At 60.5% G+C, this 17,862-nt stretch carries 18 protein-coding genes; 9 read left to right on the top strand and 9 right to left on the bottom strand.

Annotated features, from left to right (window positions below; translation table 11 throughout):
• Positions 1–217: 217 nt before the first annotated feature.
• On the top strand, positions 218–997 hold the full coding sequence (locus tag FHT87_RS24465) for a gamma-glutamyl-gamma-aminobutyrate hydrolase family protein (protein WP_183735322.1): 780 nt from the start codon (positions 218–220) through the stop codon (positions 995–997).
• 55 nt (positions 998–1,052) lie between these two features.
• Here FHT87_RS24465 and FHT87_RS24470 read toward each other — a convergent pair whose 3' ends face one another.
• The 4 genes from FHT87_RS24470 to FHT87_RS24485 all read right to left on the bottom strand — a co-directional run bounded on the left by FHT87_RS24470 (position 1,053) and on the right by FHT87_RS24485 (position 4,981).
• Positions 1,053–2,084, bottom strand: a complete 1,032-nt coding sequence (locus FHT87_RS24470; protein WP_183735323.1) for an aldo/keto reductase — start codon at positions 2,082–2,084, stop codon at positions 1,053–1,055.
• Between the two features lie 264 nt (positions 2,085–2,348).
• On the bottom strand, positions 2,349–3,305 hold the full coding sequence (locus tag FHT87_RS24475) for a 2-hydroxyacid dehydrogenase (RefSeq protein ID WP_183735324.1): 957 nt from the start codon (positions 3,303–3,305) through the stop codon (positions 2,349–2,351).
• 24 nt (positions 3,306–3,329) lie between these two features.
• Positions 3,330–4,352 (bottom strand): LacI family DNA-binding transcriptional regulator, encoded by a 1,023-nt coding sequence (locus tag FHT87_RS24480; RefSeq protein ID WP_183735325.1) that lies wholly within the window; start codon positions 4,350–4,352, stop codon positions 3,330–3,332.
• A 119-nt stretch (positions 4,353–4,471) separates the two neighbouring features.
• Complete coding sequence (locus FHT87_RS24485) at positions 4,472–4,981, bottom strand: MarR family transcriptional regulator (protein ID WP_183735327.1); 510 nt, start codon at positions 4,979–4,981, stop codon at positions 4,472–4,474.
• A gap of 83 nt (positions 4,982–5,064) precedes the next feature.
• Here FHT87_RS24485 and FHT87_RS24490 point away from each other — a divergent pair, with 83 nt between their 5' ends.
• The 4 genes from FHT87_RS24490 to cysE all read left to right on the top strand — a co-directional run bounded on the left by FHT87_RS24490 (position 5,065) and on the right by cysE (position 9,055).
• Positions 5,065–5,856, top strand: a complete 792-nt coding sequence (locus FHT87_RS24490) for a creatininase family protein (RefSeq protein ID WP_183805293.1) — start codon at positions 5,065–5,067, stop codon at positions 5,854–5,856.
• Positions 5,857–6,000: 144 nt separating this feature from the next.
• Positions 6,001–7,077 carry a GTP-binding protein gene (locus FHT87_RS24495; RefSeq protein WP_183805295.1) on the top strand — a complete coding sequence of 359 codons (1,077 nt, stop codon included), beginning with the start codon at positions 6,001–6,003 and terminating at the stop codon, positions 7,075–7,077.
• Positions 7,077–8,069, top strand: coding sequence for a WD40 repeat domain-containing protein (locus FHT87_RS24500; protein ID WP_183805297.1), 993 nt, complete (start codon positions 7,077–7,079; stop codon positions 8,067–8,069). The genes FHT87_RS24495 and FHT87_RS24500 overlap by 1 nt, the downstream gene beginning before the upstream one ends.
• 173 nt (positions 8,070–8,242) lie before the next feature.
• Positions 8,243–9,055: a serine O-acetyltransferase gene (cysE, locus tag FHT87_RS24505; RefSeq protein ID WP_183805299.1), complete on the top strand. Its 813-nt coding sequence runs from the start codon at positions 8,243–8,245 to the stop codon at positions 9,053–9,055.
• A 12-nt stretch (positions 9,056–9,067) separates the two neighbouring features.
• Here the strand turns inward: cysE and FHT87_RS24510 are convergent, their stop codons facing one another.
• Entirely contained in the window at positions 9,068–10,225 is a 1,158-nt protein-coding gene (locus FHT87_RS24510; protein ID WP_183735336.1) for a GGDEF domain-containing protein, read from the bottom strand.
• Positions 10,226–10,325: 100 nt separating this feature from the next.
• A complete protein-coding gene (locus FHT87_RS24515) occupies positions 10,326–11,336 on the bottom strand; it encodes a serine hydrolase (protein ID WP_183735337.1) in 1,011 nt (336 codons plus the stop codon).
• Positions 11,337–11,499: 163 nt separating this feature from the next.
• Here FHT87_RS24515 and FHT87_RS24520 point away from each other — a divergent pair, with 163 nt between their 5' ends.
• A complete protein-coding gene (locus FHT87_RS24520) occupies positions 11,500–12,465 on the top strand; it encodes an NAD(P)-dependent oxidoreductase (RefSeq protein ID WP_183735338.1) in 966 nt (321 codons plus the stop codon).
• Positions 12,466–12,578: 113 nt separating this feature from the next.
• On the opposite strand, the gene FHT87_RS24525 is transcribed toward FHT87_RS24520, so the two are convergent.
• Both FHT87_RS24525 and odc2 read right to left on the bottom strand, forming a co-directional pair.
• Positions 12,579–13,169 (bottom strand): N-acetyltransferase, encoded by a 591-nt coding sequence (locus tag FHT87_RS24525; protein ID WP_183735339.1) that lies wholly within the window; start codon positions 13,167–13,169, stop codon positions 12,579–12,581.
• A gap of 96 nt (positions 13,170–13,265) precedes the next feature.
• Complete coding sequence (gene odc2, locus FHT87_RS24530; RefSeq protein WP_183805301.1) at positions 13,266–14,399, bottom strand: ornithine/lysine decarboxylase; 1,134 nt, start codon at positions 14,397–14,399, stop codon at positions 13,266–13,268.
• 529 nt (positions 14,400–14,928) lie between these two features.
• Here odc2 and FHT87_RS24535 point away from each other — a divergent pair.
• The 3 genes from FHT87_RS24535 (at position 14,929) to FHT87_RS24545 (ending at position 17,628) form a co-directional block, all read left to right on the top strand.
• Positions 14,929–15,822 (top strand): LysR family transcriptional regulator, encoded by an 894-nt coding sequence (locus FHT87_RS24535; protein ID WP_183805303.1) that lies wholly within the window; start codon positions 14,929–14,931, stop codon positions 15,820–15,822.
• Positions 15,823–15,922: 100 nt separating this feature from the next.
• The gene (locus FHT87_RS24540; protein ID WP_183735342.1) at positions 15,923–16,564 is read left to right on the top strand and encodes a DUF1007 family protein; all 642 of its coding nucleotides are present in this window, start codon (positions 15,923–15,925) and stop codon (positions 16,562–16,564) included.
• Positions 16,558–17,628, top strand: a complete 1,071-nt coding sequence (locus FHT87_RS24545; protein ID WP_183805305.1) for a nickel/cobalt transporter — start codon at positions 16,558–16,560, stop codon at positions 17,626–17,628. Before FHT87_RS24540 ends, FHT87_RS24545 begins: the two co-directional genes overlap by 7 nt.
• 4 nt (positions 17,629–17,632) lie before the next feature.
• On the opposite strand, the gene FHT87_RS24550 is transcribed toward FHT87_RS24545, so the two are convergent.
• The gene (locus FHT87_RS24550) at positions 17,633–17,839 is read right to left on the bottom strand and encodes a hypothetical protein (RefSeq protein WP_183735468.1); all 207 of its coding nucleotides are present in this window, start codon (positions 17,837–17,839) and stop codon (positions 17,633–17,635) included.
• Between the last annotated feature and the right edge of the window lie 23 nt (positions 17,840–17,862).

The following is a 17,862-nucleotide window of genomic DNA, read 5'->3' on the forward strand; positions in this document are numbered from 1 at the left end:
GGCACTGCGTGGCAATCCTCACCCCTACCCGCAGTAGGGGCAAAGCTAAGCATGGCGGAAGAAGCGTTTCAAGCTTTCGTCTATTAGTCTTTGGGATCACGACGCTTCTGTGGCGCGAGCCACACATCCATCGGAATCAGCAGCTTAGCAGCCAAGCGTTGACTTACCGCCCATTCTGGAGGCAGAAACGTCTGCTAGTGTTTTCTCCGGGACGAAAATGACGAAACCGATCGTTGCTATTCCTGCCGATATCCGCATCCTCGATGGCGCAACCTGGCATGCGGCGCAGCATCAATATCTCCGCGCGGCCCTGAATGCCGCCGGCGTGATGGCTTTCATCATTCCCGCCTTCGAGGAAGGGTACGACACGGATGCGATCCTCGACCGGGTCGACGGCGTGCTGGTATCCGGCTCAGCCAGCAATGTGCACCCCTCGCTCTACGGCCTCGAAGCTGCGGAAGCCGACGGCCCCTTTGACCCGGCCCGCGACGCCACGAGCCTGCCGCTGATCCGCCGTGCCATCGACCGCGCCATTCCACTTCTTGCCATCTGCCGCGGCATTCAGGAATTGAACGTTGCCCTTGGCGGCTCGCTTGCCAGTGAAATCCAGGAGCAACCTGGCATCTGGGATCACCGTAAACCTGATGTCACGGATCGCGACCATATGTACGCGATCCGCCAGAGCGTTTTCATCAGGGAAGGCTCCTGCATTGCTGGCATCGTCGGCGCCGGCGAGATCCGCGTGAACTCCCTGCATCGGCAGGCAATCGCCAGGACCGCGCCGCGCCTGCAGGTGGAAGCCACGGCAGAGGACGGCACGATCGAGGCCGTCTCCGTCATCGACGCCAAGGCCTTCGCCGTCGGCGTACAGTGGCATCCGGAATATTGGGCCGAGACCGACAAGCCTTCAAACAAGCTCTTCACCGCTTTCGGCGATGCTGTCAGGGGTTACGCCGCGAGCAGGCTGCCGCCGCTGCCGGCACAGGCAATCGGCTGAAACAGAAAGGCCGCCGGATCGCGCCGACGGCCTTGTTTCTTTCTGATCGAATGGCTCAGCGACCGCCTTCGATCTTGCGATGACGCTGATTGGCGCCATGGACGCCATAGGGATATTGCCCCGGTGTCGGCGCACTGATCTCATTGAGCTTCGCCGTCTCCTCCTCTGACAGCACCAGTTTCGCAGCCTCAAGATTGTCGGCAAGCTGTTCTGAGGTGCGGGCGCCGAGGATGACTGAGGTCACGGCCGGACGTGCCGCGACCCAGGCCAGTGCCACCTGAGCCATGCTGACACCGCGTGCCCTAGCGATCTCTTCGACAGCAGTGATGATGTCCCAGGTCCGCTCCTGCGCATTGCGGCCCGCATAGGCTTCGCCGCCACGGTTGGGATTTTCGCCGAGGCGCGTCGCACCCGTCGGCATCTCGTCACGTTTGTACTTACCGGTCAGCCAGCCGCCGCCGAGCGGTGACCATGGCAACAGACCCATGCCGGCATCCTTGCAGGCATCGACGATCTCGAGCTCGATGTCGCGCATCAGCAGGTTATATTGCGGCTGCAGCGTCACCGGAGGCGTATAGCCCTGGGCCTTGGCGATTTCGGAAGCCTTGGCAATATGCCAGCCGACATAGTTGGAGAAACCATAATAGCCGATCTTGCCGGCGCGAACAGCATCGTCGAGGAAGCGCAGCGTCTCCTCGATCGGCGTCAGGGCATCCCATGCATGCATCTGGTAGAGATCGATATGCTCGACGCCCAGACGGCGCAGCGAGTCGTTGAGCGCTTGATTGAGGTGACGGCGGGAAAGACCGATATCGTTCGGCCCGTCGCCCATCGGGAAGCGGCCCTTGGTGGCGATCACCGCCTGCTGTGCCTGCGTCGGGCGCGCCTTGAGCCAACGGCCGATAATCTCCTCCGATGCACCGGCGCTGTAGACGTCTGCAGTATCGATGAAATTGCCGCCCCAGGCGAAGTAGTCGTCGAGCATCTTGAAGGAAGCCGCCTCATCGGATTCCTTCCCGAAAGTCATGGTACCCAGGCAATATGCGGTGACGACGGCCCCGCTGGGACCGAGCTTGCGATAATCCATTTCTGCCTCCTTCCAGAAAACGCCGGCTGCCGGCATGAAAAAACGCCGGGCGGAGCAGACGCTCCCCGATCAAATCGCTATGTATAAGCTTGAGACGGCGAAATGCCGCCGATGACAGTTACGGCCGCAACAAACGGGCGCGACCGGAGCTAACCATAGCCAATCCTTCCCGGCCGACCAAGTAGGGAAACGGGAAAAAGTCCAAGGGCAAAAAAGGAAAAAGCGAAAACTCCCTCCGCCTTCGGAGGGGATGGCAGCGACGAGCTACGACTTGACGGGCGTTTCCGCCACCGGGGTAACCGGCTTGCCCTGTTCGAACCAGGTGATCAGGTTTGCGGCCACCAGATCCGCCATGGCATTACGCGTCGGCACCGAAGCCGAGGCTACATGCGGCAACAGGACCGTATTCGGCGCGGCCAACAATCCCGCCGGCACGTTCGGCTCGTCATAGAAAACGTCCAGGCCGGCAGCGCCGATCGCGCCTGCATTCAGCGCGGCAACCAGGTCATCCTCATCCACCGTCCATCCACGGCCGACATTGACCAATACGCCATCAGGGCCGAGCGCGGCGAGAACCTCCGCATTAACAGTCTTGTGGGTTTGCGGCGTCTTCGGCACGATCGCAATCAGCGTGTCGACGGCCTCGGCGAGCCCCTTCAGCGTCGGCTGGTAATCATAGGGTGCATCGGCATGGCGCGAGCGGGTGTGATAGCTGATCTTCACCTTGAAAGGTTCCAGCCGTTTGGCAATCTCTAGGCCGATACGTCCGAGGCCGTAGAGGCCGACATGCCGGCCCTTCAGCGAAAAGCGCGTCAGCGGATAGGAAGCGCCCGGCTTCCAGTTGCCGTCCCGCAGCCAGTTCTCCGCCTTGGGGATTTCGCGGATGGTGTTGAGCAGAAGCGCAATCGCCGTATCGGCAACCTCGTCGTTCAGCACGTCGGGCGTATTGGTGACGATGATGCCTTTCGAGCCTGCGAGCTTGGCATCGATGCCATCGTACCCGACGCCGAAACTGGCGACGATCTCGATAGAAGGCAACTGCTCGAACCAGGCAGCCGGAAAGGCTCCGCTGACTGCTACACCACGAATGCGTTTCGCCGTCTCGGCATCGAGCTTCAGCGTCTCGTCACGATCGACGGCTGTCACCTCGAAGCGGTCCTTCAACTGGGTCAGAACGCGATCATGCATCTTCCCGGGAACGAGAACGGCAATACGGGACATGGCTTTTCCTCTTGGCTTCGGCGGTCAGCTACGCGGCCGATAGGGGCTGGTGGACTGGCGGATACGCATTTCCGGCTTGATGAGATGGATGCCATCAGGCTCATGGCTGCCGGCAAGCCGATCAAGTAGGGCGCGGGCGGCAAGACGTCCAACCTCGGTCTGGCCGTTCCAGACAGTGGTCAGCGCCGGCGTTGCAATCGAGGCCTCTTCCAGGTCGTCATAGCCTGTGACCGAAATATCGCCGCCTGGCACCAGGCCGGCGCGGGCAATGCCGTTCATGAGGCCGATAGCGACCAGATCGTTCCAGCAGACGGCCGCCGTCGGCTTCTGCGGCAGGGAAAGGAAATGCACCGCGGCTTCGAAACCGCCTTGCTTGGAACGCGGGCCGGGAATGCGCAGGTTCGGATCGACCTCGATGCCGGCCTTGCGCAGTGCATTGACATAGCCCTGATAACGGTCGCGTCCTGTCGAGGTCTGGTCCGTGCCGCCGATCATGGCGATCGTCCGATGGCCGAGGCCGATCAGGTGATTGGTGGCAAGCGAAATACCGTAGCTGTCGTCACCGCGATAGGTCGGCACATCCTGACTGTCCATGGAGCGGGCGACGAGGATCGCCGGCATGCCGTTCTCTTCCGCAAGCTGGATGTCTTCCGGCGGCGTACCGATCGCCGGCGACATGATCACCCCGTCGCCGCCGAGCTGCAGCAGGGTTTCGATGAAGGTGCGCTGCTTTTCGACGGAATCGTAATGGTTGGAAAGAATGAAAGTGTGTCGGCTGCGGTCGAGTTCGCTTTCGATCGCCTTCAGGATCTCCCCGTAGAACGGGTTCATGATGTCGTGGACGACCACGCCGATAATGCCGGAGCGCGAGGTACGAAGGCTGGCAGCGCGGCGATTGTAGATATAACCCAGTGCGCGGGCCTGTTCCTTGATCTTTTCGCGGGTATTGCCTGCCACGAGGGGACTATCGCGTAAGGCCAGGGAAACGGTCGCCGTTGATATGCCGAGCGTTTCGGCAATCGTCGAAAGCTTGATCTTCTGAGCCACGTCTCCTCCTCCAGGCAACGCGTGAAGTCGATAACGGACTGCCGCAGCGCAGCGACAGCCTTAAAAAATTTAATTAAAAGATTTAAGCGGTGCAGGCAATTCGCCTTTTGAGGAAATTTTCAATCTTCCTCATCTTCGTCGACATGCATCGCCTCGGCCTGCAGATTGCCATCGATCGCCTTCAGCAGACGCACCAGATTGCGGATTTCCTTTTCGGAAAAACCGGACGTCGCAAGCTTGTCGCAGGAGGAAGCGGCAAGCTCGATCGCCTGCACGCTGCCGCGGCCGAGTTCGGTGAGATAGACCTTGGTGAGCCGGGCATCCTCGGCATCGGGCTTGCGCTCGAGGAAGCCTTGCGCCTCCATGCGGCCGATGGTGCGGGTCATGGTGGGTGCCTTGACGCCAAGCTTCTGGGCAAGTCCGCCGGCGGTCATCCCGTCGCTTTCGGCAAGCGAAAGGATCACGCCGTCTTGGCCGGCATAAAGACCGCTTTCGAGCAGGTTGCGCGACAGGACCGTGCGCATGGAGCGGGCAGCCTGCGTCAAGGCCGGCGAAAGATCGACAATCGTGTATTCGGTCTGATCCTTCTTTTTCTTGTGCTTCTTGCCGTCCTTATGCTTCTTGCCCATTGCCATCCCTTTGATCTTTAAGCACTGCCCAGGCTGCGCTATGACATTGCCCATCATCTCGTCATAAACAAGAGGCAACGCCCGTGTTGGTTCCGTCGTTCCGTTTCGAGGACAATGATCCGGCGCTCGCTCCTGAGGCCCGTCACCACTGGATCGCGGTCCTGCCGCTCGGCGCCCATGAACAGCACGGTCCGCATCTGCCCTTCGAAACCGACACATTGATCGCGCAGGGTGTCGTCGACAGGCTGAAAACCGCCCTTCCGGCCGGTTTGCCCGTCACCGTACTCCCCATCGAATCGGTCGGCTACTCCTTAGAGCACATGGATGTTGAAGGAACGAAGACGCTCCCTTTCGATACAGCCGTAAAGCACTGGCTCGATATCGCTGAAAACCTCTCGACGCTCGGCATCCGCAAATTTGTGATGCTGAATGCCCATGGCGGCAACTCGCCGCTCATGACCATCGTCGCCACGGAAGCGCGCGTGCGCTTCAACATGCTGGCCGTCGCTACCAGCTGGACCCGCTTCGGCCTGCCGGAGGGCATCATTTCACCTCAGGAAAAGGCGATCGACATTCACGGCGGTGATATCGAAACATCCGTTATGCTGGCCTTATATCCGGACAGGGTGGATATGGAAAAAGCTGCCGATTTTCCCTCTCGCCAGACAGACTTTGCCGAGCGCTTCAAGCACCTGCGCGCCTATGGCCCGCACGCTTTCGGCTGGAAGATGTCGGATCTCAATCCGCAGGGCGTGGCCGGCAATGCCGCTAAGGCCACGGCAAAAAAGGGCGAAGCGCTGATTACCCATGCCGTTAACGGGTTGGTCGAGCTGCTGCAGGATATCGACGCCTTCGACGCAGAAACGCTGCGATGACCATCCGGCTTTGCGCAAAGGGCAATGTGATCTTATAACATACAAAACCCTTTGAACTGCCGCTTCCAAGCGCCTATATGAAACCGACCCATTCAGGCCCCGCACTTTGCCCTCGGGGTCAAGGCCCTATTCTTCGAGGTTCTCATGACCGACGCGATCCAGACACAGCAGAAGCCCATTCCCGTTACCGTGCTCACCGGTTATCTCGGCGCGGGTAAGACGACGCTGCTCAACCGCATTCTTTCCGAAAATCACGGCAAGAAATATGCAGTCATCGTCAACGAGTTCGGCGAAATCGGCATCGACAACGACCTGATCGTCGAGTCCGATGAAGAAATCTACGAAATGAACAATGGCTGTGTGTGCTGCACGGTCCGCGGCGACCTGATCCGTGTCGTCGAGGGCCTGATGCGCCGTCCCGGCCGTTTCGATGGCATTATCGTCGAAACCACCGGTCTTGCCGATCCGGTTCCGGTTGCCCAGACATTCTTCATGGATGACGACGTGCGTGCCAAGACCGAGCTCGATGCCGTCGTCGCCCTCGTCGATGCCAAGCATCTGCCGCTGCGCCTGAAGGACAGCCGCGAGGCCGAGGACCAGATCGCCTTTGCCGATGTCGTCATCATCAACAAGACCGACCTCGTGACGCCGGAAGAACTGGCTCAGATCGACGATATCGTGCGCGCCATCAACCCGGCCGCCCGCGTCTACAAGACCAGCCGCTCCGGCGTCGATCTCGCCCGCGTGCTGGATCAGGGCGCCTTCAATCTCGAGCGCGCTCTGGAGAACGATCCGCATTTCCTCGAGCACGGCCATGACGATCATGTCTGCGGCCCGGATTGCGACCATGACCACCATCATCACGATCATGACCACGATCATCATCACCATCACCACGGCGAGATGTCGGCCATCCATGACGTGACGGTTCAGTCCGTTTCGCTGCGCGGCGGCGAAATGAACCCGGAGCGCTTCTTCCCCTGGATCCAGAAGGTCACCCAGACGCAAGGCCCGAACATCCTGCGCCTCAAGGGCATCATCGCCTTCAAGGATGACGCCGAGCGCTATGTCGTCCAGGGCGTGCACATGATCATCGAAGGCGACCACCAGCGTCCCTGGAAGGATGGCGAAAAGCACGAGACCCGTCTCGTCTTCATCGGCCGCGATCTCGATCGCGCAAAGCTGGAAGAATCCTTCAAGGCGTGCGAGGCGGCCGCCTGATGCCAACAGTTGCACCGCTTGATCTCGACGGCCACGTTCTGGCCGTCGAATTTTTAGGTGATGTCCCCTTCTTCGCGAATGCCAGCGGCACCTTTCACCGGCTCGAAGGCAGCGACAAGGTCATCGAAGCCCATCAGGGCATGTTGACAGCGATCCGCGATCCCTACAGCGAAAGCCTGATTTCCGGCGGCGAGGACGGCAAGGTGCTGCGCGTCGATGTTAACGGCAATGTCAGCGAGATCGCCTCCGCGCCGCGCAAGTGGATTTCGCAGGTCGCAGCCGGCCCGCAGGGCGCTGTCGCCTATTCCTACGGCAAGAGCACGCTGGTGCGCCTTGCCGACGGCACGACCAAGGAATTCCCGGAAGAGCGCACGGTCGAAGGCATTGCCTTTGCACCGAAAGGCCTGCGCATAGCGGCTGCCCGCTATAACGGTGTTTCGCTGCACTGGGTCGGCATGAGCGCCAAGCCTGTTGATCTCGAATGGAAGGGCGCCCATACCGGCGTGACCTTCTCGCCTGATGGTAATTTCCTCGTCACCTCGATGCAGGAAAACGCGCTGCATGGTTGGAAACTCGACGTCAAATCGGGCACCGAAGCCCGCCATATGCGCATGACCGGCTATCCCGCCAAGGTCAAATCGCTCTCCTGGTCCGCCAAGGGCAAGTGGCTCGCTTCCTCGGGTGCACCGGCCGCCATCGTCTGGCCCTTCCAGAGCAAGGACGGCCCGATGGGCAAGGCGCCGCTGGAACTCGGCACCCGCGCCAACATCATGGCGACCGCAGTGAAATTCCACCCCGCCGAGGACATCCTCGCCATCGGCTTCATCGATGGCATGATCCTCGCCGTCCGTCTCGCCGACAGCAAGGAAGCGCTGTTGCGCCGCCCCGGCAAGGGCGCCATCACGAGCATGAGCTGGAGCAAAAACGGCAAGCTGCTCGCCTTCGCCTCCGAAGCCGGCGATTGCGGCGTGGTGGATATCGCGGCGGACTGATTTCTTGGCCCTCGAAGTATCGCAACTGGATAGCGGGCATGCGTATCAGGCGGTGATGGTCGGGCGTGCCGCGCTCTGCGATTGGCCTGATCTGCCGGAACCGGTGTATAGTGCTGATCCACTCCGCCGCTGAACACTTGCCGTGCGCAGATTGCAAGAACAAGGATCCGGGAATGCAAGCCTCGAATAACGCCACCGCCAAAGAGTTGGGCGCCTTCGCGTCCGTCTGGTCGGCAATCCGTGCCGAAGCGACGGATCTCGCGAGGCGTGAACCGACGCTGCAGACTTTGCTCGAAACGCAGATCATCGGCGCAGAAAGCGATGCTGATATCATCGCGCATGTGATCTCCGCACGCCTCGCAGTGGCAAAGATCGATGCCCGAGACCTCTTCGGACTATTTCACGGCACACTGCTGGAGCGTGCCGATATCCGCGCCGCCATTGAAGCCGATCTTCTGGCTGTGCGCGAACGCGACCCCGCCTGCACCACCTATCTGCACGCACTTCTGAACCTCAAGGGCTTCCACGCCCTGCAGACACATCGCATTGCCCATGCCCTTTGGACCGACGGCCGTTTCGAGATTGCGAGCTGGCTTTCCAACCTCGCCTCGCTGGTCTTCGGCCCAGATATCCATCCGGCGGCAAGGATCGGCTCCTCGATCATGCTGGATCATGGTTCGGGCATCGTGATCGGCGAAACAGCCGTCATCGAGGATGAAGTCTCTATCCTGCAAAACGTCACGCTCGGCGGCACGGGTAAGGAAACCGGAGACCGGCATCCGAAGATCCGGCATGGCGTCATGATCGGCGCCGGCGCGAAGATTCTCGGCAATATCGAGATCGGTGCTTTCAGCAAGATTGCCGCTGGCAGTGTCGTGTTGAAGCCAGTACCAGCGCATTGCACGGTCGCTGGCGTTCCGGCTGCCGTCGTACGCATTCATCGCAATGATGAGATCCCTGCCGAGACCATGGATCAGAATATCTAAGGCAGGCCGCGCTCAAGCAGCCTGCTGGTTTTCCGCTGACGCCTCGACGCGGTTGCGGCCTTCGCGTTTCGAACGATAAAGCGCCTCATCCGCCTTCTGCACGATTCGCTCAAAATCCACGCTGTTTTCCTGACGCGTGGCGACGCCGATGCTGAGTGTCGGAAAGATCGCCAGATTTGGCATCTCCATCACGGCTGCCGCAAAGGAGAGGCGAATACGGTTGGCGATCGCGACTGCTTCTTCCTGATCGGCATCCCTGAGAACGACGAGGAACTCATCCCCGCCCTGCCGGGCGAGCAGATCGCCGGGGCGCATGATACCCTTCGACACTGTCGCAAAGAGCCGCAACACCTCATCGCCAGTGGCATGACCGTGCTGGTCGTTCAACTGCTTGAAATGATCGATATCGATGATGAGCAGCGAGACCGGGTGAACGCCGAGCAACGATACATGTCGGGCAAGGCCGCTACGGTTGAGCGTGCCTGTCAGCGGATCGTGATGAGCAAGCTCGATGAGCTGGTTCCTGCTCCGCTCGGCCGCCATCAGCACCATCGCCATGCTGCGCAGCATGATGAAGGCCACCGCCGATACCGCCATCCAGCTATGGATCACGCTGCCGCCGAAGGGATCCGGCCCGCCGATATCACCAGTGGCGGCCAGAAAGCTGCGAACCGCGAAGATGACTGCAGTGACAACGTAGAGCCCGCAAAGAATGGCCGCCGAATAGAGCCTTTCACGGCGGGCGATGCCTGCGGCCTCCCTGACGATGGTGAGATCGCAAAGGCAGCAGATCACCGAGACATAGAGCAGGCGTTCAGATATCGCTGAGGGATCGCTGATGAAAAGCGCCACCGGCATGCTGGCGCTGACGATCACGATCCAGAAATAACGCCGGTGGATGGGATGGCGGGCAAAAGCGCGCACCGCAAAAAACATCAGCATGTAGCCGACAATGGTCAGCACATTGCCCACATCGATAGAGACATAATAGGGCACGAGATTGCGTAGCGCGACGAGGAATGAACCGATACCGACGAGCAGGTTGCTCGTGCCCCACCAGAGCGGCCAGCTTTCGAAGCGGCCCGTCGCATAGGCGGCAAACTGCAGAGCGCTCAAAACGACGCAGCTCACAGCAACGATGAAATAGATTGTCCGCAGATCCAGCAGCATCGAGCCTATCCCGAAGTCCCACGCGGCGAACCCTACAGGAAGCGATTTGCAGTTTGATTGGACGCTTCGCTAAAAATTTAACGACGTCTCGTTTTCTGCGTCAGGTTGCCCGTACTGTGCTGATGATGTCTGCCAGCAGGCCGTGCAGCGAATCGCGGTAGCCGTTGCGGGCGGAAGGGCCGCTCTCTTCCGACGTCATGACCACGGTGAGGTTGAGCGACGGAACGATATAAAGCATCTGTCCGCCATAGCCCCAGGCGAAATGCACCTTTTCTCCGCCGATCCGCCGCATGAACCAGCCATAGCCATATTCGTCGCCGGAGAAGCGCGAATTGGTGCGGTACCGCCAGGACTGGGCGACCCAGTCCGCCGGAACCACCTGTTTGCCATCGGCCGTGCGCCCGCCATTGCGGTAGAGCTCGCCGAAGGCAAGCAGGGATCGGGCGCTCATCGCCATCTGGTTGCCGCCGAGATAGATGCCCTGCGGGTCACGCTCCCACGCACCGATGCGGAAACCCTCGACAGGACCGAGCCATTCCCGCGCCAGCGCCAGCGTCGACTTGCCACCGACCTTGGTGAGAATGGCGGAGAGAAGATGCGTGGAGGCGGTGGAATACAGCATCTCCCCGCCCGGCTGATCGGTGAAAGGTTGCGACAGCGCAAAGCGCACCCAGTTGCGAGAGGAAACCCAGCGGCCGTAATTCGCCCCCGACAGGCGATCCAGCCCCGCCTGCATGGAGAGAAGATTGCCGACCGTGATCTCGTTGAGGCGAGGATCCGGACGAACGGGCAGATCCGCCTTCAGGATCGGCGCGATCTTCTGGTCTGGTCCTTCCAGCAGGCCTTTGCCGATGGCAATCCCGACCAGCGCCGAAATGATCGATTTCGAGGCGGATTTGATATTGGTCGATTCCGATGGCGTGTGGCCGCGATAGCCATGCTCTGCCACCACGCGCCCATCACGAGCGACAACGACGGTTTTCAGCGGCCTCAGCTCGTCCCGACTTCCGAGGCTGTCCAGAAGAGCTGGGACGGAGCCTGCCGCCTGCTGAGCGGCAGCGGCAATGGGGACGAGCAGCAGAAGAAGGAAGAGAGCAAGGCGCTTGATCATGGAGCGATGAGCTAGCGCAACTGGGCGGCGAAATCAGCAGCGGAGACCGGCGATTCACGCGGACGTGAAACTTTATGATCCGCGCACCGGCCACTTGCAGTCCCGCGAAGCGGCACGACATACTGCGCATGACCAGCCCATATGTGCATCTGGAGGAGACAGCATGGCCCGCGTGATCGTCATCGGAGCAACAGGACATGTCGGCACCTATCTCGTGCCTCGCCTCGTCGAGGCCGGCCATGAAGTGGTGGCGATCAGCCGCGGCGCTGCCGCGCCCTACAAGACGAGTGAAGCGTGGAGCCGCGTCGATATCAGACGCATGGATCGCGCAGCGCTCGAGGCCGAAGGCCGCTTCGGCCATGAGATCCGTGCGCTGAATGGCGAGATCGTCATCGACATGATCTGCTTCACGCCTGACAGCAACGAACAGCTGACAACCGCCCTCGAAGGCCATGTCGGCCATTTCCTTCACACCGGCACGATCTGGACACATGGTTTCTCCACCGTCGTCCCGACGCCCGAGGAGACGCCGAAGAAGCCCTTCGGCGACTACGGCGTGAAGAAAGCGGCAATCGAAACCTATCTCTTGCGGATGGTGCGGGAGAGGAACTTCCCCGCAACCCTCATCCATCCCGGCCATATCGTCGGTCCCGGCTGGAGCCCTCTGAACCCGGCAGGTCACTTCAATCCCAATGTTTTCACGACACTGGCGCGCGGCGAAACACTGGCCCTGCCGAATTTCGGCATGGAAACCGTACATCACGTCCATGCCGACGACATTGCCGAACTCTTCATGGCCGCCATTGCCAAGCCGCAGGCCGCGATCGGCGAGGCCTTCCATGCGGTTTCGGAAAAGGCAATCACGCTACGAGGTTATGCTGAGGCGATGGCCGCATGGTTTGGCCAGGAAGCGAAGCTGGAATTCCTCGCCTATGACGCCTGGGCGGAAAAACAGATCCCGGAAGAAGCGAGAGCTACCTGGGAACACATTGCCCGCAGCCCCAATTGCTCGATGGAAAAGGCCCGCCGGCTGCTTGGCTTCACACCGCGGCACAGCTCGTTGCAGGCCGTGCAGGAAGCCGTCCGCTGGCTGATTGACAATGGCCGGATACAGGCAACGGCTCCCTGATCCCCAGACGATAGCCCGAAACAAAAAGCCCCTCCCGGAGAATGAACTGACCCCCGAAGGTTGTTGTCCAACTTTCGGGGGGTCAGTTCAGAGAATGGGAGAGGCTTTGTCGATCAGGCCGCCTTCCGGACCGGCGCGCCGGCCAGCATGCGTCCCGAAGGGACGATCATACCAGCCGCGCCGCCAAGCCAGCCCTCAACAAGTTCAAGCGCCAGAAAGCGCGAACGTTCGAAGGGGCCGGGCATGACAAGGTGACGAGCCTTTTCGGCGAAGAAGCCGAAACGCTCGTAATAATCCGCGTCGCCGACGAGCAGGATTGCACCGTGGCCGCGCTTCTTTGCTTCGAGGATCGCCGCCCGCATCAACGCGGAGCCGATACCCTTACCGCCATGTTTGCCGTCAACAGCGAGCGGGCCGAGCAGCAGTGCGTCGAGCGGCGAGCCTTCATAGTTGATGCCGGCTTCGACGTTCCACAGGCGTACCGTGCCGATGACACGGCCGTCACGGTCACGCGCGACCAGCGCCAGGCCCTCGGCCGGAACGCGGTTACGGCGGATCATTTCCGACGACTTCTTGCGACGGTCCGGCCCCATGACGCGATCGAGCAGGCTCTCGCGAGCGACCACGTCGGACGGATTTTCCACGTCGATGGTGAAAGCAACAGGCGCAAAGAATGCGCGGACAGAATCAAGAACAGCGGCCATCTTGGCCTCCCGTACCCAATACCGTTATCAGCGGTGATGACTGGAAATTGTGAAGTTGCCGCCCCGGCTGATTACGGGGCTGGCAGAAACAGGACCTTAGATGACGTAGGCCTTCAGCGGCTCGAAGCCGTTGAAAGCGACCGCCGAGTAGGTCGTCGTATAGGCGCCGGTGCCTTCGATCAGAACCTCGTCGCCAATCGTCAGGGAGATCGGCAACGGGTAGAGGTTCTTTTCGTACAGCACGTCGGCCGAATCGCAGGTCGGGCCGGCGATCACGCAGGGCTCCATCTCGTCGCCGTCACGCTCGGTGCGGATCGGGTAGCGAATGGCCTCGTCCATGGTTTCGGCGAGACCGCCGAATTTGCCGATGTCGAGGAAAACCCAGCGGGCGTCGTCATTATCAGACTTCTTGGAAATCAGCACGACTTCAGCCTTGATGACGCCGGCATTGCCAACCATGCCGCGACCCGGCTCGATGATCGTCTGCGGGATCTGGTTGCCGAAATGCGTGCGCAGCGCCTGGTAGATCGACTTGCCGTAAGCTTCTGCCGACGGAACGTCGCGCAGGTACTTGGTCGGGAAGCCACCGCCCATGTTGACCATCTGCAGGTGGATGCCCTGCTTGGCAAGCTGGACAAAGACGCGCTTGGCATCGGCAAGGGCCGAATCCCAGGCATCGACCTTAATCATCTGCGAGCCGACATGGAACGAGACGCCGTAGGACTGTAGGCCGAGCTGATGAGCGTAGACGAGAACGTCGACGGCCATCTGCGGAACGCAGCCGAACTTGCGCGACAGCGGCCATTCGGCACCTTCGCCATCGGTCAGCACGCGGCAGAAAACGCGAGCGCCTGGAGCCGCACGGGAAATCTTCTCGACTTCTTCGTGGCTGTCGACGGCAAAGAGGCTGACGCCAAGCGCATGGGCGCGGGCGACATCGCGTTCCTTCTTGATCGTGTTGCCGTAGGAAATACGAGCTGCAGTCGCACCGGCTTCGAGCGCCATTTCGATTTCTGCGACGGACGCGCAATCGAAATTGGAGCCGAGGCCCGCGAGCAGCTTCAGCACTTCCGGGGCCGGGTTGGCCTTGACGGCGTAGTAGATCGCGCTGTCCGGCATGGCGTGACGGAAGGCGTGGAAATTGTCGCTGATGACGTCGAGGTCAACCACGAGGCAGGGACCGTCGGGACGTCGGGTTGCGAGAAAGTCGCGGATGCGCTGGGTGGTCATATCGATTCCCTCTTCCAATTCCAGAGCTCCGGCGTGAACCGGAGGACAAAGGGCGTGCGGGAATCGCTCAGGAACCAGCCGGTGGAGACCCCGGATCCTTGACGACGCTCGACGCGCAAGTAATGAACCAACGCCGCAAATGCGGTATAGGTTCGGCTTTGTCTGCCATGGATTGGAGGGAATATCCCTGCCGCACTTCCGGCAATGAAGGTGTGCCTCTTCAGTAACCCCCGCTGATGGAAAGCAGGGAGAGAACAAAAAGGCCCGCACCGTCGTTGCTTCAGGCGTCCTCGCATTTTCCGGTTGGCCGGAATAGCGACTGGAGGGGTTAATTCCAGGTACCTTACCGATTTCCTCACCAATTCGAGGGTTCGGCGGACACCCATGGGCACGTGCGACTTTGGGCTGAATGGGAAATAAGAATATTTGCCTTCACAATCAAGAGAAATTTTGCGCCACCGCCCAAAAAATAATTGAACGATGAGGGACAATTTGTTCAACCTCCTTCAACAGATTTGGAGCACCGCTTATGGACACCCTGACCCGCATCCGTGCCTTCATCGATGTTGTTGAAGCAGAAGGCTTTTCCGCCGCGGCACGGCGTACGGGGCGCTCCAAGGCGCTGCTCTCGAAATACGTGCGTGAACTGGAAGACGAACTGGGCGCTCTGCTGCTCAACCGCACCACCCGGCAGTTCTCCATGACCGAGGCCGGCCACACATATTATCGTACCGCTTCCGACATCCTGAAGGAGATCGACAACCTCGCCGATCTCGTGCGCGAGAACAATGCACAGTTGAAGGGCCGCCTCAAGGTCTCCGTGCCGCGCACCTTCGTCGATGCGGATGTCGGCCAGTCCTTGATCGATTTCGCCAAGGAAAATCCGAACCTGCAGCTGGAGATCGCCGCCGACGACCGTTTCGTCGACCTGATCGAGGAAGGCTTCGACGTTGCGGTCCGCGTCACCAAGCTTGAAGATTCCGGCATGATCGCCCGCAAGATCTCCGATTTCCGCGTGCACATCTGCGCCACGCCGGAATTCCTGGAGCGGTATCCCAATATCGAGCACCCGAGCGATATCTCCAATGTGCCTTTCATCATCGACACCAATTCCCGCAGCCAGGCAAGCATCCGCTTCTACAATCCCGACAGCACCTCCTTTGCGGTTGCCGTTTCCGGGCCGATGGAAGTCAATAGCCCGCATGCCACGCTGCGCGCCGCGCTGTCGGGGATCGGTATTGCGCTGATTCCTGACTTTATCGCCCGCAAGCCGATCGAGGACGGCCGGCTGGTGACGTTGTTCAATGATTATATTCCGACCGACCGCGGCATCTATGCCGTCTATCCGCACCGGCGTTATCTGCCGGCAAAGGTGAGGATCTTCGTGGATTACCTCCACAACTGGTTCAAGAAACATCCCTGACGCGAACGGGATGCGCGCCCAAGCGTCGCAGGGACGGTCCCAATTCCGTCCCATTTTCTGGTGACAAATCACCCCAACCGAACAGGGGCAGCGGGTAAGCATGAAAAGATCGACATTTCTGACGGCTGGGCTTCTTTCGCTGGCCCCCGCCACCGCCTTCGCCCATCCGCATATTTTCGTGGAGGCCCGACTGGAAGTGGTCGCAGCACCTGACGGCAGCATTCAGGAACTGCGCAACGTCTGGCGTTTCGACGAGGTCTTCTCCTCCTCGGTCGTCATGGATTTCGACAAGAACACCGATCTGAAGCTGGAGCCGAGCGAACTTGCCGAGGTCGGCAAGACCGTCCGGGATTCGCTTGCCGATTATGATTATTACATGAACCTGACGATCGACGGGAAGAACATCACCGTCCAGAAGCCCGACATCATCCATGTCGATTACAAGGACGGCCAGCTCTTGATGTTCTTCGCCGTCAAGCCGGTCGAAAAGATGCCGCTGAAGGGCAAGCTCACCTTCGGCGTCTACGACCCGACGCTCTACACCTCAATCGATTTTCCGACCGACGACGAGCTTGCCATGGTCGGCACCAACTTCCAGTCCTGCAAGCACGCGGTCGTGCGCCCGGATGCGGACGAGGTGATCTCGGAAAACAAGCAATCGCTGACCGACGCATTCTTCAACGATCCGACCGGCACCAATATGTCGAAGCTCTTCGCCACGCGGCTGGAGATCACATGCTGACAAAACGCCTGCCTCTCGCCCTGCTCGCGCTCGCCATCATGGCTGCCGCCGCCCACGCCCAATCGCCGCTCGGTATCGGCACGGCGGAACCGAGCTTCCAGCCGACGGGCGGGCCGCTGGAGCCTCTTTTTCTCTATGTCAACTACGAGCAGCAGGCCTTCTACCGCGCCTTGACCAATGCGCTGAAAGCCATGCGGCAGGATCCCTGGCAGCTCTCTTCGCTGATCGGTCTTTCCTTTGCCTATGGCGTCTTTCATGCCGCCGGCCCCGGCCACGGCAAGGCCGTCATCTCGTCCTACATGATCGCCAACGAAGTCGAGCTTCGACGTGGCGTCGTCATCTCCTTCATCTCCGCCTTCGTCCAGGGCGTCATGGCCGTCGTGCTCGTCGGCGGCGCCTGGCTGGTGTTGCGTGGCACCGGCATCACGCTGACCATGGCAACACAGGCCATGGAAATTGCCAGCTTCGTGATGGTCATCCTCTTCGGCGGCTGGCTGCTTTTTCGCAAGCTGCGCTCGATCGCCGGCAGCTGGCCGCATCGGCAGCTGATGGCAACGCCAGCCGGCCCCGTCAGCATGATGCTGAATTGGAAGGATAATGCCGCCGAGCGCCAGAGCGCCGATTTCAGCTTTAACGGCAAGGCGCAGGCGGTCGAGCGCGGCCACACCTATGTGCCCGGCATGATCTGCGAGACCTGCGGCAACGCCCATGTGCCCGATCCTTCGCTCGTCAGCGGCGACAAGTTCAGCATGCGCGAAGCCTGGTCGGCTGTCATCGCCGTGGGCTTACGCCCCTGCTCCGGCGCATTGCTGGTCATGACCTTCTCACTGCTGAACGGGCTTTATCTCGGCGGCGTGCTCTCGGTCGTCGCCATGTCGCTCGGCACCGCGATTACGGTTGCGGTTCTCGCCACACTTGCCGTCACTGCCAAAAGTACTGCTGTGCGCCTCTCCGGTCGCGGCTCGTCAGCCTCCGTCTGGATCGGCAATGCGATCGAGATACTGGGCGCAATCCTCGTGATCCTGATGGGTGTGTTGCTGCTCGGAGCCTCCCTGCAGGGATAGGCTCTCAGAGCTTCTTGCTGCGCTGATAGCGCGCCCGCAGCCAGAATATGCCGAAGAAGCACATCAACAGGCAGACGCCGACGATGACGGCCAATGTCGGCGAAAAACTGCCGATCCACAACACGATGGTCGGCAGGAAATAGATCACCAGCCCAGCACAAACCAGAATGATAGCGGCTGCAATTGCCTGCGAACGGCTTTCCGGGCTCATGGACATGCTCACTCCTCTTGTCC

Source organism: Rhizobium sp. BK316, from assembly GCF_014193695.1.
Classification (GTDB): domain Bacteria; phylum Pseudomonadota; class Alphaproteobacteria; order Rhizobiales; family Rhizobiaceae; genus Rhizobium.

Excerpts from the sequence above, each read along its gene's own strand:
- FHT87_RS24520 (WP_183735338.1), top strand. The coding sequence starts at position 11,500 with ATGGCCCGCGTGATCGTCATCGGAGCAACAGGACATGTCGGCACCTAT.
- FHT87_RS24475 (WP_183735324.1), bottom strand. The coding sequence starts at position 3,305 with ATGTCCCGTATTGCCGTTCTCGTTCCCGGGAAGATGCATGATCGCGTT.
- FHT87_RS24545 (WP_183805305.1), top strand. The coding sequence starts at position 16,558 with ATGCTGACAAAACGCCTGCCTCTCGCCCTGCTCGCGCTCGCCATCATG.
- odc2 (WP_183805301.1), bottom strand. The coding sequence starts at position 14,399 with ATGACCACCCAGCGCATCCGCGACTTTCTCGCAACCCGACGTCCCGAC.
- FHT87_RS24470 (WP_183735323.1), bottom strand. The coding sequence starts at position 2,084 with ATGGATTATCGCAAGCTCGGTCCCAGCGGGGCCGTCGTCACCGCATAT.
- FHT87_RS24495 (WP_183805295.1), top strand. The coding sequence starts at position 6,001 with ATGACCGACGCGATCCAGACACAGCAGAAGCCCATTCCCGTTACCGTG.
- cysE (WP_183805299.1), top strand. The coding sequence starts at position 8,243 with ATGCAAGCCTCGAATAACGCCACCGCCAAAGAGTTGGGCGCCTTCGCG.
- FHT87_RS24510 (WP_183735336.1), bottom strand. The coding sequence starts at position 10,225 with ATGCTGCTGGATCTGCGGACAATCTATTTCATCGTTGCTGTGAGCTGC.
- FHT87_RS24540 (WP_183735342.1), top strand. The coding sequence starts at position 15,923 with ATGAAAAGATCGACATTTCTGACGGCTGGGCTTCTTTCGCTGGCCCCC.
- FHT87_RS24525 (WP_183735339.1), bottom strand. The coding sequence starts at position 13,169 with ATGGCCGCTGTTCTTGATTCTGTCCGCGCATTCTTTGCGCCTGTTGCT.
- FHT87_RS24550 (WP_183735468.1), bottom strand. The coding sequence starts at position 17,839 with ATGAGCCCGGAAAGCCGTTCGCAGGCAATTGCAGCCGCTATCATTCTG.
- FHT87_RS24485 (WP_183735327.1), bottom strand. The coding sequence starts at position 4,981 with ATGGGCAAGAAGCATAAGGACGGCAAGAAGCACAAGAAAAAGAAGGAT.
- FHT87_RS24465 (WP_183735322.1), top strand. The coding sequence starts at position 218 with ATGACGAAACCGATCGTTGCTATTCCTGCCGATATCCGCATCCTCGAT.
- FHT87_RS24535 (WP_183805303.1), top strand. The coding sequence starts at position 14,929 with ATGGACACCCTGACCCGCATCCGTGCCTTCATCGATGTTGTTGAAGCA.
- FHT87_RS24500 (WP_183805297.1), top strand. The coding sequence starts at position 7,077 with ATGCCAACAGTTGCACCGCTTGATCTCGACGGCCACGTTCTGGCCGTC.
- FHT87_RS24515 (WP_183735337.1), bottom strand. The coding sequence starts at position 11,336 with ATGATCAAGCGCCTTGCTCTCTTCCTTCTTCTGCTGCTCGTCCCCATT.